At 72.8% G+C, this 12579-nt stretch carries 10 protein-coding genes; 5 read left to right on the plus strand and 5 right to left on the minus strand.

Annotated elements, in window-relative coordinates:
• Positions 1 to 63 precede the first annotated feature (63 nt).
• Together ACZ4FH_RS18975 and ACZ4FH_RS18980 are read left to right on the plus strand one after the other, a co-directional pair.
• Positions 64 to 471: an ACT domain-containing protein gene (locus ACZ4FH_RS18975; protein WP_467305982.1), complete on the plus strand. Its 408-nt coding sequence runs from the start codon at positions 64 to 66 to the stop codon at positions 469 to 471.
• Positions 472 to 522: 51 nt separating this feature from the next.
• Positions 523 to 1023 carry a hypothetical protein gene (locus tag ACZ4FH_RS18980; protein WP_018550733.1) on the plus strand — a complete coding sequence of 167 codons (501 nt, stop codon included), beginning with the start codon at positions 523 to 525 and terminating at the stop codon, positions 1021 to 1023.
• Between the two features lie 58 nt (positions 1024 to 1081).
• On the opposite strand, the gene ACZ4FH_RS18985 is transcribed toward ACZ4FH_RS18980, so the two are convergent.
• On the minus strand, positions 1082 to 3298 hold the full coding sequence (locus ACZ4FH_RS18985; protein WP_467305983.1) for a terpene synthase family protein: 2217 nt from the start codon (positions 3296 to 3298) through the stop codon (positions 1082 to 1084).
• A 403-nt stretch (positions 3299 to 3701) separates the two neighbouring features.
• On the opposite strand from ACZ4FH_RS18985, the gene ACZ4FH_RS18990 reads away from it, so the two are divergent.
• A complete protein-coding gene (locus tag ACZ4FH_RS18990; protein ID WP_467305984.1) occupies positions 3702 to 5033 on the plus strand; it encodes an N-acetylmuramoyl-L-alanine amidase in 1332 nt (443 codons plus the stop codon).
• A 76-nt stretch (positions 5034 to 5109) separates the two neighbouring features.
• On the opposite strand, the gene ACZ4FH_RS18995 is transcribed toward ACZ4FH_RS18990, so the two are convergent.
• Entirely contained in the window at positions 5110 to 6249 is a 1140-nt protein-coding gene (locus ACZ4FH_RS18995) for an aminoglycoside phosphotransferase family protein (protein ID WP_383633927.1), read from the minus strand.
• Positions 6250 to 6481: 232 nt separating this feature from the next.
• On the opposite strand from ACZ4FH_RS18995, the gene ACZ4FH_RS19000 reads away from it, so the two are divergent.
• Positions 6482 to 7978, plus strand: coding sequence for a DNA-binding protein NsdB (locus ACZ4FH_RS19000; protein ID WP_467305986.1), 1497 nt, complete (start codon positions 6482 to 6484; stop codon positions 7976 to 7978).
• A 40-nt stretch (positions 7979 to 8018) separates the two neighbouring features.
• On the opposite strand, the gene ACZ4FH_RS19005 is transcribed toward ACZ4FH_RS19000, so the two are convergent.
• Positions 8019 to 9512, minus strand: coding sequence for a PP2C family protein-serine/threonine phosphatase (locus tag ACZ4FH_RS19005; RefSeq protein WP_467305988.1), 1494 nt, complete (start codon positions 9510 to 9512; stop codon positions 8019 to 8021).
• A gap of 452 nt (positions 9513 to 9964) precedes the next feature.
• Between ACZ4FH_RS19005 and rpmG the strand changes: the two genes are divergently transcribed.
• On the plus strand, positions 9965 to 10129 hold the full coding sequence (gene rpmG / locus ACZ4FH_RS19010) for a 50S ribosomal protein L33 (protein ID WP_450684835.1): 165 nt from the start codon (positions 9965 to 9967) through the stop codon (positions 10127 to 10129).
• Positions 10130 to 10303: 174 nt separating this feature from the next.
• Here rpmG and ACZ4FH_RS19015 read toward each other — a convergent pair whose 3' ends face one another.
• Together ACZ4FH_RS19015 and ACZ4FH_RS19020 are read right to left on the minus strand one after the other, a co-directional pair.
• Positions 10304 to 10918: a DUF1275 family protein gene (locus tag ACZ4FH_RS19015; protein ID WP_467306218.1), complete on the minus strand. Its 615-nt coding sequence runs from the start codon at positions 10916 to 10918 to the stop codon at positions 10304 to 10306.
• A gap of 218 nt (positions 10919 to 11136) precedes the next feature.
• Positions 11137 to 12510 carry a cryptochrome/photolyase family protein gene (locus ACZ4FH_RS19020; protein ID WP_467305989.1) on the minus strand — a complete coding sequence of 458 codons (1374 nt, stop codon included), beginning with the start codon at positions 12508 to 12510 and terminating at the stop codon, positions 11137 to 11139.
• Positions 12511 to 12579: the final 69 nt, after the last annotated feature.

Consider the following 12579-nt stretch of genomic DNA (forward strand, 5'->3'; position numbering starts at 1 on the left):
AGGGGCCACCCGCCCGCCGTCCGGGGGACGCACGCAGCGCTCACGATCGGTAGCGTGAGGGGCGTGACAGGTGAGAGCGATCTGCGGACCCTGCTGAGCGGACTGCGCCCGGAGCTGCACCCCGGCCGCCACGTCTACGCGACCGTGCCCGACGGAACGGTTCCGCCCGGAACCGAGCCGGTCGTCACGGTCCGTGAGACCGAGGGGCTGACCCTGGTGCTGCCCGAGGAGCAGGCCCGCGCGGCCGGTCTGGCGTACACCTACGCCGCCGGATGGATCACGCTGCGTGTGCACTCGGCCCTGGAGGCGGTCGGCCTGACCGCCGCCGTCGCGCTGGCCCTCACCGACGCCGGGATCAGCTGCAACGTCGTCGCCGGGTTCCACCACGACCACCTCTTCGTCCCCCACGACCGGGCCGGGGAGGCCCTCGCGGTCCTGGAGCGCCTGGCGGCCGAGTCCCGCACCGGATGAGCGGATCCGGCCCGGCTCGGCGGGGCGGGCCCGGACACGTAACATGTCTTCATGTCCTTCCTCCGCCGCCGTAGCGCCGCCACCCCCGCCGGCCCCGACTTCGACGTCCTGGCCATGGACCCGGGTGACTGGCCCGGAAATCTCGGCGCCGGTCTGCTGCCCGCCCCCGACGGCAGCTGTCAGGGCGTCTTCCTGCGCTACGACCTGTTCGGCGGCCGCGGCCCCGCGATGATCATCGGCAACCTCCCGGAGGGCTCGCCCGCCCGCGAGACCGAGGAGGGCCAGGTCCCCTTCGAGGTGGCCCAGCTCCTCCTCGCCCTGGAGAACGACGAGCCCGTCGAGGTCACCGGCACCGAGGACATGCCGGTGATGCAGGGCGACAACCTCCTGATCGTCCGCCGGGTGAAGCTCTCCGAGAGCCGCATCTCGTGCGTCCAGTTCGACCGCAGCGACGGCGTCCTGGTCACCATCGCCAGCTGGGACCGTCCGATCACGGACGACCTCTACACCCTGCTGAAGCCCCTCCCGGCCGAACTCTTCCAGCAGGGCTGAGCCGGCGCGGGGGAGCGCACGGGGCCCGGCGAGTCCACCGGGCCCGCGCTCCCTCCCGCTACACCCCCGCCCCCGAGAGACCCGCGAACAGCGTGGTCACCCGCGCCGCCGAGGTGCCCCGGCCCAGGGGCAGAGCGCCCAGGTGCCACGGGGCGGCCGTGCCGCGCCGCAGGTCCTCCTCCCGGTAGCGCCGGCAGCCCCGGTGCCAGATCAGGATGCCCGCGAGCCAGTGCTTCAGCTCCTGGACGTATCCGGCCAGGGTCTCCCGCGCCTCGGCGTCCAGATCGAAGTCGTCGTACAGAACGGGCAGTTCGTACTCGGCGACGTGCAGGAACTGCCGCAGCCGCGACGTCATCAGGTCGTAGAGGATCCGCATCCCCGTCGGATAGTCGACCCCGAAGAAGTTCTGCACGACGAGCACCCCGTTGTGCACCTCCCCCTCGTACTCGATCTCCTTCTGGTACGAGAACAGGTCGTTGAGCAGCGCCGCGTAGTCCGCCGCCGCGTTCTCCAGGGAACGCAGCGGGCCGCTTCCGTACACCTCCGGCGGCACCTTCCGGCCGTGCCCCAGCCGGCACAGGCTCATCGTCAGGTCCGAACCGAAGGTCATGCGCCGCATCTCGACGTAGTCCACCGGATCGGGGATCCGGTTCTGCGCCTGGTTGGCCAGCTCCCACAGCCAGCTCGCCGTCATCTCCTCGACGGACGTCCGGAACGCGCGCCGCCCCGCGTCGTCCATCGGCCCCGCCGTGCGCTGCCAGAGATCGCCGAGACCGCGCTCCAGCGCGTTGCGGGGTTCCGGCAGCGGCGAGTCGTCCAGCGGCATGAAGAGCGAGAGCCGTTCATTGGCCAGCCGGGCCCCGGCCAGATCGCGGGTGCGCCCGTGCACGACGGGGAACCAGTCGTCCCCGTACGTCCCCCACGCCAGCCACCCCGAGGACAGGTCGAGCCCGTCCTGCGTGGCGTCCGGATGGATACCCGCCGCGCAGAGCGGCAGATCGATCGCCCGCAGCCGCTCCTCGTCCCAGATGTGCGAGCCCGGCACCCCCGGCTGCGCCTCCAGGATGCCCATCCGCCGCGCCCAGACGACCATCCGCTCCCGGGCCCCCTCCAGATGCGGGCTGAGCGTCGTGTCGAAGGGCAGGTCGAAATCGGGCAGCAGGGAGGGGCCCACGTGCTGATACGGCACATGGGCGTGACTGCGCAGCCGCGCCGACTCCGAGCGCGGGGTGAAGCGCAGGGAGGCGGCGGCCATCCCGAAGCCCGGCTCGGCCTGCGGGGCGCCCCCGTCGTTCATGTAGCGGCTGGAGCGCATGTGCCACTCGTGGCCGCCCGACTGCCAGTCCTGGAGCCCCTTCACATACGCGAGGACCGCCGCGGTCTGCGCCGGGTCCAGGCCCTTGCCCGCGCACAGCGGGCCCAGCTCGGTCAGCGCCGTGTTCTCGAACTGCTGGAGCCGCGAGGTCAGCAGATCGTTGACCGCCTCGGCCGCCTCCTGCGTGGAACAGCCCAGGAACGTTTCGAGGACCAGCACCCCGTTGCTGTTCTCCCCCTCCTCCTCCACCTCGCGCTGGTACGAGAAGAGGTCGTTGCGGAGGTGGACGCCGTCGGAGAACGCGTCCCGCAGCACGCGCAGCGCCCGCTCCCCGGCCACGGCCTCGGGGACCTCGGCCCCCGCGGCGTACTCGACGAGCCCCGCCGACCACGGGGCACCGCCCACCTTGCGGCGCATCTCGATGTACTCGACGGGGTTCGCGATGCGCCCCTCGTTGATGTTGGCCAGCTCCCACAGGGACTCGTTCAGCAGGTTCTCCGTCGCCACCGCGAACCGGGCCCGCCACGCGTCCGACATGCTGGGCACCGTACGCGCCCACAGGTCCGCCAGACCGGCCTCGACCGGATTGGTCGGCTCCGGAGTCGGCGCCCCGCGCTCCATCGGCATGAAGGCCGGCAGCCGGTCCAGATACCGCTTGCCGCCCTCGCGGTCCGGGGTGCGCTTGAACAGCTCCAGGAAGTGGTCGTCGAAGAAGAAGACCCACACGTACCAGTCCGTGACCAGCGACAGTGCCTCGGCCGAGCAGTCGGGATGGGTGTAGGCACACAGCAGCGCGTAGTCGTGGGAGTCCAGGTCCTTCTCCTCCCAGATGCCGGAGCCCTCCAGCATCCCTATGGCCCGCGCCCATGTCTTCGTGTGCTGCCGCGCCTCCTCCACATGGGGATTGAGCCGCGCCGGATACGGGACATAGAAGTCCGGCAGGGTGAAGGGCTGTGCCATGTGCGTCGGGCCTTTCGCTGGGCCTCCGCGTGCCTGCCACGCGGAGCTGTCGTGTCCGCGCGAGCACTACCCTGCGTCCGTTCGGGGCATGTCTGACAGCCATTAGTCACACAAGAAGTACCCCCGTCCGAGTGAAGGCGGGCCCCGGGGCGGCCGACCGGCCGTCACGTAAAGCCCGGGTAACGCGGCACCGCCAGACTCCCGGCCCCGGCTTTCCGTCCGCAGGTCGGAGCACCTGCCAGTGGTCTGGTCCAGTGGCTCGACTCGCGTGTCCCCCACCACTCTTGACGCGCCATCATCACGGGCCGGAGAGTGTGCGCGCACCACTGATCACGAGATCGGAACACGCACACCGCACGGCACTGCACGGCACGGGAAACACCCGGCTCCGAGAAGGGTTGTCATGACGTCCAAGCAGAGGACCAGACGCGCACTCGCGTTCACCGCGGCCGGGGCCCTGAGCCTCGCGCTGCTCGCACCCGCCGCGCACGCCGGTGCGGACGGAGTGCGCCCGGAGTGCCCGCGGGGCCTCTCCTGCGACTGGGTGCCCGCCGCCTACCAGCAGACCGGCGACCCGGCCGACAAGGAGACGTACGGCAACTACGACACCGCGGACCGGCCCGGCACCAACAAGATCAGGTTCATCGTCCTCCACGACACCGAGGAGGACTTCGACACCACCCTGAAGATCTTCCAGAACCCCCTGAAGCAGACCTCGGCGCACTACGTCGTCCGCTCCGCCGACGGCCACGTCACCCAGATGGTGAAGAACAAGGACGTCGCCTGGCAGGCCGGGAACTGGTACGTCAACAGCCACTCCATCGGCATCGAGCAGGAGGGCGTCGCCACCGAGGGCGCCACCTGGTACACCCCCGAGATGTACCGCTCGACCGCCGCGCTCGTGCGCTACCTCGCCGCCAAGTACGACATCCCGCTCGACCGCCAGCACATCATCGGCCACGACGGGGTGCCGCCCACCAGCGCCGTCGGCACCAAGGGCATGCACTGGGACCCGGGAACGTACTGGGACTGGAACCGCTTCATGACCCTGCTCGGCAAGCCGCCCGTGCCGACGGCGGCCAAGAGCAGCCCGCTTGTCACCGTCAGCCCCCGGTTCGCGGAGAACCGGCAGGCCTTCCGCGACTGCGAGAAGGGCGTCGACCTCCCCGTCCAGGGCTCCAGCGCCGTCCCGCTGCACACCGCACCCTCCGACGACGCACCGCTCTTCTCCGACCCGGGCCTCCACACCGACGGTTCGCCCGGCACCAACTGCGCCGCCGACTGGGGCAGCAAGATCAGCGCCACCCAGCAGGCCGTCGTCGCCGGCCGCGCGCCCGGCTGGACCGCGATCTGGTGGTACGGCGAGAAGGCGTGGTTCCGCACCCCGGCCCACACCCGCACCACCCTTCCCACCGCCGGCACGGTCGTCCGCCCGAAGGCCGGAAAGACGGAGGTGCCGGTCTACGGGGTGGCGTACCCGGAGAAGTCCGAGTACCCCGCCGACTTCGCGGACAAGCGCGTGGGCACCGCCCTCCCGTACACGATCAAGGCGGGCCAGTCCTACCCCGGCGGCGGCGAGGCGCCCACCGGCTTCTTCTACGCGCCGACGATCGACGCCTCCTACCCCCTGGACCACAGCTACTTCCGGGGCGCGGAGAGGTATGTGACGGTCCAGATCGGACACCGGATCGCCTTCGTCAAGGCGTCCGACGTGGACATCGTCCGCGCCCGCTGACGCACCGCACAGCAGCGCGCCGCGGTCCCGGTGTGTCGGCACCGGAGCCGCGGCGCGCCTCCCCCGTCGGTCAGGTCTAACGCGTGCCGACCGCGGCCCGCACGGCACGCCGGGCCATGGCGCAGTCGTCATGGAGACGGCGCAGCAGCAGACGCTGCTCCTCGCCCGACGACAGCGCACCGGGACGCTCCTGGCCGGCCCGCACGGGCGCGGTGGAATCCCGCATGGCCCGCTGGACGGCCGTCTCGTACGTCCGGATCTCCCGGGTGAGCACCAGCATCAGATTGATGAGGAACGCGTCCCGCGCCGCCGTGCCGGGCGCCTGCGCCAGCTGGCTGATCTGGCGCCGCGCCACCGGAGCGTCCCCCAGGACCGCCCACAGCGTCGCCAGGTCGTAGCCCGGCAGATACCAGCCCGCGTGCTCCCAGTCCACCAGCACCGGACCGGTGGGCGACAGCAGGATGTTGGAGAGCAGCGCGTCCCCGTGGCAGAACTGGCCCATGCCCTGGCGGCCCCCCGCGTGGGCCAGGCCGTGCAGCAGCTTCTGCAGGTCGCCCAGGTCCCGGTCGGTGAAGAGCCCCAGCTCGTGATAGCGCGAGATGCGCGCCGCGTAGTCCAGCGGGGCCTCGAAGAGACCGGGCGGCGGGCGCCAGGCGTTGACCCGGGTGACCGCGCCCAGCACGGCCCGCAGATCGGCGCGCGGCGGGGCCTCCGAGGGATGACGGGTCAGCGCCGCCACCCTGCCGGGCATCCGCTCGATGACCAGGGTGCAGTTCTCCGGGTCCGCGGCGATCAGCCGGGGCGCCCGGACCGGCGGGCGGTGCCGGACGAACGCCCGGTATGCCGCTATCTCGTGCCGGAACCGCTCCGACCACGCGGGGGAGTGGTCCAGTAAACACTTGGCGACCGCGGTCGCGCGGCCGGTGGAGCCCACGAGCAGGACCGAACGGCCGCTGCGCCGCAGCACCTGCACCGGATTGAACTCCGGGCAGATCCGGTGGACCGAGGCGATCACCATCCTCAACTGCGCGCCCTGCGGCCCGGACAGGTCCAGCCTTCCGCCGAGCGAGGGGGCACCGGGCCCTGCCGCGCGCCGGGGCCGGCCGATGCCCGGCGCCGGGACGGTGGCGCGGGGATCGAGATACGGTCCGCCGCCCGCCCCGAGGGGTCGAAGCGGCCGGGGCGGGGCGGACACGGAGGACGATGCTGTGTACATGGGCGAGACAGATCCCTTCGTGCGCCGACAAGTAGCGTGCGCCGCCCCGTCCCGGCGGCCGTTCGGCACCCTGGGGAGTACCGAGGGCTGCCGGGCGGGGTGGCGCTTTCCTACCTGACACCGGCGCACGGGTGGGTAACCACGTAGCGCACCCTGGCGAAGCCTGGCGAATAGTCGCACGGCACCTGACACGGGGTTACTGTCAACACAGCCGAGAACCTGGGGGCTTGACGTGACCGGAGAACCCAACACCCGTCTGTCGGACCTGTTCGGCCTTGCCGGCTGGTCCAAGGGCGAACTCGCGAGAATGGTGAACCGGCAGGCGGCGGCCATGGGCCATCCGCAGCTGGCCACCGACACCTCGCGCGTGAGGCGCTGGATCGACATGGGGGAGTCCCCGCGCGATCCCGTCCCCAAGGTGCTGGCTGCCCTGTTCACCGAGCGGCTCGGTCGTGTCGTGACCATCGAGGACCTCGGGTTCGGCCGACGCGGGCGTGTGGGGAAACGGCGGGAGGCCGGGACGGAGCAGAATCCCGACCAGCTCCCGTGGGCGCCCGAGCGGACGGCAGCGGTCCTCACCGAATTCACGGGAATGGACCTCATGCTCAACCGACGCGGCTTGGTGAGCGCGGGCGCCGCGCTCGCCGCGGGCTCGACCATCGCCGGCCCCATGCACGACTGGCTCCACACCGACCCCGTCCTGGCGGCGGACGCCCCACGCATCGACGATCCCGCGCACGCGGACCCGGCCGGCTTCGACCGGTACGAGGCCGCGCCCATCGGCTCGGAGGAGATCGAGGCGCTGGAGCGTTCCGTGGAGGTGTTCCGCGCCTGGGACGCCTCCCGGGGCGGCGGCCTCCAGCGCAAGGCGGTGGTGGGCCAGCTCAACGAGGTGGGCGGCATGCTCGCCTACCGCCACCCCGACCATCTGCAGCGGCGCCTCTGGGGCGTCGCCGCCAACCTCGCCGTGCTGGCCGGCTGGATGTCCCACGACATCGGCCTCGAACCCACGGCTCAGAAGTACTTCGTCATCGCCGCGCACGCGGCACGCGAGGGCGGCGACCGGCCCCGCGCGGGTGAGGCACTCTCCCGGGCGGCCCGCCAGATGGTCCATCTGGGCCGTCCCGACGACGCCCTCGACCTGATGAAGCTCGCCAAGTCCGGTTCCGGCGACATGGTTCTGCCGCGCACCCGGGCGATGCTGCACACCATCGAGGCCTGGGCGCAGGCGTCGATGGGGCACGGCCAGGCGATGCGCCGCACGCTCGGCATGGCCGAGGAACTGTTCGTCTCCGACAAGACCAATGTGCCGCCGCCCAGTTGGATGCAGATGTTCGACGAGGCGGATCTGCACGGCATGCAGGCCCTGGCGTTCCGCACGCTGGCCGAGCACGACCCCTCGGCCGCCGTCCCCGCCCAGCGCCACGCCAAGCGGGCGCTGGAACTGCGGGTCAACGGACGCCAGCGGTCCAAGATCTTCGACTACATCTCGCTGGCCTCGGCCTGCTTCATCGGCGACGACCCCGAGCAGGCCGACCGCTACGCCCGGCTCGCCCTGATGACGATGGGGGAGACCTCCTCGCACCGCACCTGGGACCGGCTGCGCGAAATGTACCGGCTGACGGGGCAGTTCGCGGGATACACGAAGATCGAGGACCTGCGTCAGGAGATCAAGCGCTCCCTGCCCCAGAGCCACCTCGTCAAGCGGCCCAGGAGCGCGGAGATCTGAGGAGGCGCTACGGCCGGGGGCGTACCCCGGTGGCCCGTTCCTAGGCCGCGATGCGGACGACGAGCACGCTGGCGTCGTCCATCCGCTCGGTTCCGCCGAACTGCTCGACGACGGCTCGTACGCACTCCTGTGCCGAACGGGCCCGGCCGAAGCGGGGGGCGAGTCCGAGGAGTGTGTCCATGCCCGGACGCAGGCCGCGCTCCGCGCTGCCGCCGTCCCGGGCCAGACCGTCGGTGTGCAGCACCAGCACATCACCGGGCAGCAGGCGCAGTTCGTCCTGCTCGTAGACCGCCCCCGGGGCCGCGCCCAGCAGGATGCCGTCCGGCGGGGGAACGGGGCGCCCGGTGCCGTTGCGGAAGAGCAGCGGTGCCGGGTGTCCCGCCTGCGCCCATTCCAGGACGCGGGTGGCGGGGTCGAAACGGCAGCACACCGCGCTGCCGAGGGCGGGCTGGACGGACGTCTCCAGTAAGTGGTTGAGGTGCCCCATCAGTGCGGCGGGGGCGATGCCGGCCACGGCCATACCGCGCAGGGCACCCAGGACCATCGTCATGGCGGAGGTGGCCCGGATGCCGTGGCCGGTCAGATCGCCGACCGTCAGCAGCGTTCTGCCGTCGGGCAGGTCCATGGCGTCGTACCAGCCGCCACCGATGAGCGCGCCGGACTCGGACGGCAGATAGTGCGCCGCGATGTCGAGCGCTCCGGGACCCTGCTCCGGCAGACGCAGGGAACCGCGCCACGGGGGCAGTACGGCCTCCTGGAGGTCCTTGGCCACCCGGCGCTCGGCCTGGGCGATGTCCTGCTGGCGGCGGAAGGTGTCATGGGTGCGGCGGACGGCCTGCTGGCCGCGGCGCAGCGCGCTGACGTCCCGCATGACCGCCCACATGGAGGCGGTGCAGCCGTCGGCGTCGAGGACGGGCTCGCCCCTCATGTGCAGGGTCCGCGTCCGCCCGTCCGGGAGGAGGATGCGGAACTCGCCGTCTATCGGCTTGCCGTCGACGAGGCAGTCCGTCACCAGGGCGGTGAGAAGCGGCTGGTCCTCGGGGAGGAGGGCCGAGGGCAGTTCGTCGAGTGAGAGCGGTCCGGCGGCGGCGGTGCGGCCGAAGATCCGGAGCAGTTCCCCGGACCAGCTGACCTCGTCCGTCAGCAGGTTCCACTCGGCGTTGCCCACCCGCCCGACCGGCGAGCGGGGGCCGTCGTCCGAGGGCGTCTCCCGCCCGGTCCGGTCCGGTGCGGCGGCCGACCGCTCCGCGGGCTCCGCGGCCTGCGGGGGAAGACCTTCCCTGAGCTGTCCCAACTGCGCGCCGAGGTCGTCGAGCTGATGGACGGCCAGATCGCAGAGCGCGCGCTGCCAGCGCTGCTGCGGATCGTCCTCGTCGATCTGAACGGTGTCGCGCCGCACCGCGTCCACGTCCCCGCGCAGCCTGAGCGTCCGGTGGATCAGCGCGTCAACGGCACCGACGGCGCCGGGGGCACCGGCGGCGTCGTGCTCGGGCGGCTGGGACGCGGGCCGGTCCGCGGACAGATGGGGCGGCATGTCGTACTCCGATACGGGCGCGGTACAACCAGGTCTGAGGGTGGACCGAATACGACTGTCGCACAGCCGGCGGGAGCCCGTAAGTGCTTTGGCAACACTCGGTGCGTTCTTGCACGGGGCATATGTCAGCGGCGGACTGGAGGCCCGATCCGTCGAACACCTTTGCTGGCTCCGGGCGTTGATGCAAGTCAACCGGCGCGCGCGGACGTTTGAGCGCTGATGAGCGCCGTTTTTGCGCGGGGCGTACGCATCCCACAGCGGCATATGCGCGAGGGTCCCGGGCGGGTGCGGCCGATGCTCGCCCGGGGCCGTGGTGCCGGAGGCGTCCGGGAGGCGTGCCGGGGACCGGCGGGAATGCGCCGGGGCGTGGCCGCGTTGCACCGGCGTAACGAAAACGAATCCCGTTGCCGACAGGGGTGACGGGGGCGTGGAGTACGAGTCCGGAGGCGCCCATGGCCCGCAGTGAAGTCCGTCCCGTCGTCACCCTCCGCTCGACCGCGGGGACGGGGCACGGCTATGTGACGCGCAAGAGCCGCCGCAACACTCCCGACCGGCTGGTCCTGCGCAAGTTCGACCCCGTGGCGGGGCGGCATGTGCTGTTCCGTGAGGAACGCTGACGCTCGGCGACGGCGGCCCGTGCCCTGGATCACACTCCGGGGTGCGGGTGCACGGGAACGGAACCTGGTGGTTTATCGTTCACCTATATGTGGGCGGCGCGCCGAGCGCCCCCACCCCGAGACCGCCCCGGCTGGATTCCCCCGATCCGGCCGGGGCACATCTCTGTCCGGAGCTCACCGGTCACCCGCGGCCTTCACGCCGGACCGGCCCGCCGCCTCCACCAGCACGGCGGCCGCCGCGAGCACGGCCGCCGCCACCGCCCCGCCCTCCGGCCACAGCCGCACCGCCAGCGCCGCCCCGCCCGCGCCCGCGACGACGGCGGCCAGCCGGCCCAGCACCCAGCCGTCGCCGCGCCTCCGCGTCCCCCGGGCCAGACGCCCGACGAGCGAGGTCAGGGTGCCGGTGAAGTAGTTCGTCGGGGTGTCCCTGATCCGCGCCTGGATGCCCATCGCGAGCCCCATCGCCACCAGCAGTCCCAGCCGGTCCGCCTCCGACGCGACGAGCCCGCACGCCCACAGCACCGCGCCCGCCGAGAGCAGCGCCACCTCCGTCAGCAGCATCACCGGGAACCGCCCCGCGGTCCGCCCGCCCAGCCACGCCGCCCCCGCCACCCCGCATCCGTACGAGACGAGCGCGGCCACCACCCTCGGAGCCGTCCCGCTCTCGCCCGCCCCGGCGGCCGACGCCCCGAGCAGCACCAGATTGCCCGTCATCACCCCGGCGAAGACCTGGCCGAGGCAGAGGAACACGAAGGCGTCGGCCGCGCCGGAGGCCGCGGAGAGCAGCACCAGCGCGGCGCGGGCGCGCGGACGGCCGGGATCCGGCAGGACGGCGGGCTCGGCGGACACCGGGGGAGAGGGCACACCGGCATCCTCGCCGCCGCGCGGAGCGCCCCCGGGCACGGCGCGCCGGTCGTGCTCCAGGGGTGGCGCGACCCTTCGGAGCGTGGGGGCGAACCCGCGCCCGGGGCCCCGGCCCGGTCCGGACGACGGTGTTCCGCACGCTCTCAGTCCAGGTCGCGCGCCCGCCTGAAGCGCGCCAGCCCGTCGGCCAGTGCGACCAGCGGCGCGGGATAGGCGCGCACGCCCTCCGGCGCGTCCCGGAGCTTCCACGGCTCGTGCACCGCGCCGCCCGGCACCTCGGCCAGCTCCGGCACCCAGCGGCGCACATAGGCGCCGTCGGGGTCGTACCGCTTGGCCTGGGTCACCGGATTGAGGACCCGGTTGGGGCGGCTGTCCGTGCCGGTGCCGGCCATCCACTGCCAGTTCAGCTGGTTGTTGGCGACGTCCCCGTCGACGAGGAGGTCCAGGAAGTGCCGCGCCCCTACCCTCCAGTCGACGTACAGGGTCTTGGTCAGGAAACCGGCGGTCAGGAGCCGGCCCCGGTTGTGCATCCAGCCCTCGTGACGCAGCTGGCGCATGGCGGCGTCGACCACCGGATAGCCGGTCCGTCCCTGCCGCCACGCCTCGGTCTCCTCGGCCGCGTCCTTCCCGGAGCGCCAGCGGTCGTGCCGGGTGCGGTAGTCCGCCTGCGAGGCGGCGGGCCGGGCGGCGAGCACCTGGTGGTGGAACTCCCGCCAGCACAGCTGCCGCACGAACGCCTCGGCGCCGGGACCGCCGGCCGCGCGGGCCCGGTGCACGGTCTCCGCGGGGGACAGGGTGCCGAAGTGCAGATGCGGCGAGAGCCGGGACGTCGCGTCACCGGCCATGTCGTCGTGCCGCTCCTCGTACGCGTCCAGCCCCCGGCGCCGCCACGCGGTCAGCAGCGCGCGGGCCCGCAGTTCCCCGCCCTCGGCCAGCCCCTCGGAGACCCCGGAGACCCGGCCGCGCTCCGGCAGGGGCTCCGACGCGGCGGCGTCCGGGACGCGCACCGTGCGGGGCGCGCCGAAGGGGTCGCGGATCCGCTGCCCCGACCACCGGCGGAAGTACGGCGTGAACACGGCGAAGTGGTCCGAGCCGGCGGGCGTCACGGCGCCGGGCGCGACGGCGGTGACCACCGCGTCATGGACGTGCAGCCGCTGTCCGCCGGACTCCAGCGCGGTGCGCAGCCGTTCCTCGCGGCGGCGGGCGAAGGCACTGGCCCCGGCCGCGACATGGACGTCGGCCGCGCCCGTCGCGGCGACCACCCGGCCCACCTCCTCGACCACGTCGCCCGAGCGCACCACCAGCCGGCCGCCGCGTTCGCGGAGCCCGGCGTCCAGATCGCGCAGGCAGTCGGCGAGGAACGCCAGCCGGTTCGGGGCGGCGAACCCCGCCGCCTCCACGGCACGGTCGCGGACGAACAGCGGCACGACCTCGTCGGAGTGGGCGAGCGCCGCGCGCAGCGGCGGATGGTCGTGCAGCCGGAGGTCTGCGGTGAACAGGACGACCGCTACGGTCATGGCGTCAACTCCTGGGGAGGCCGGGACCCGTCATCGTGCCTCCTTCCGGGCGCGCCCCGGGCCCGCCGG

Source organism: Streptomyces sp. NPDC024555 (assembly GCF_055559335.1).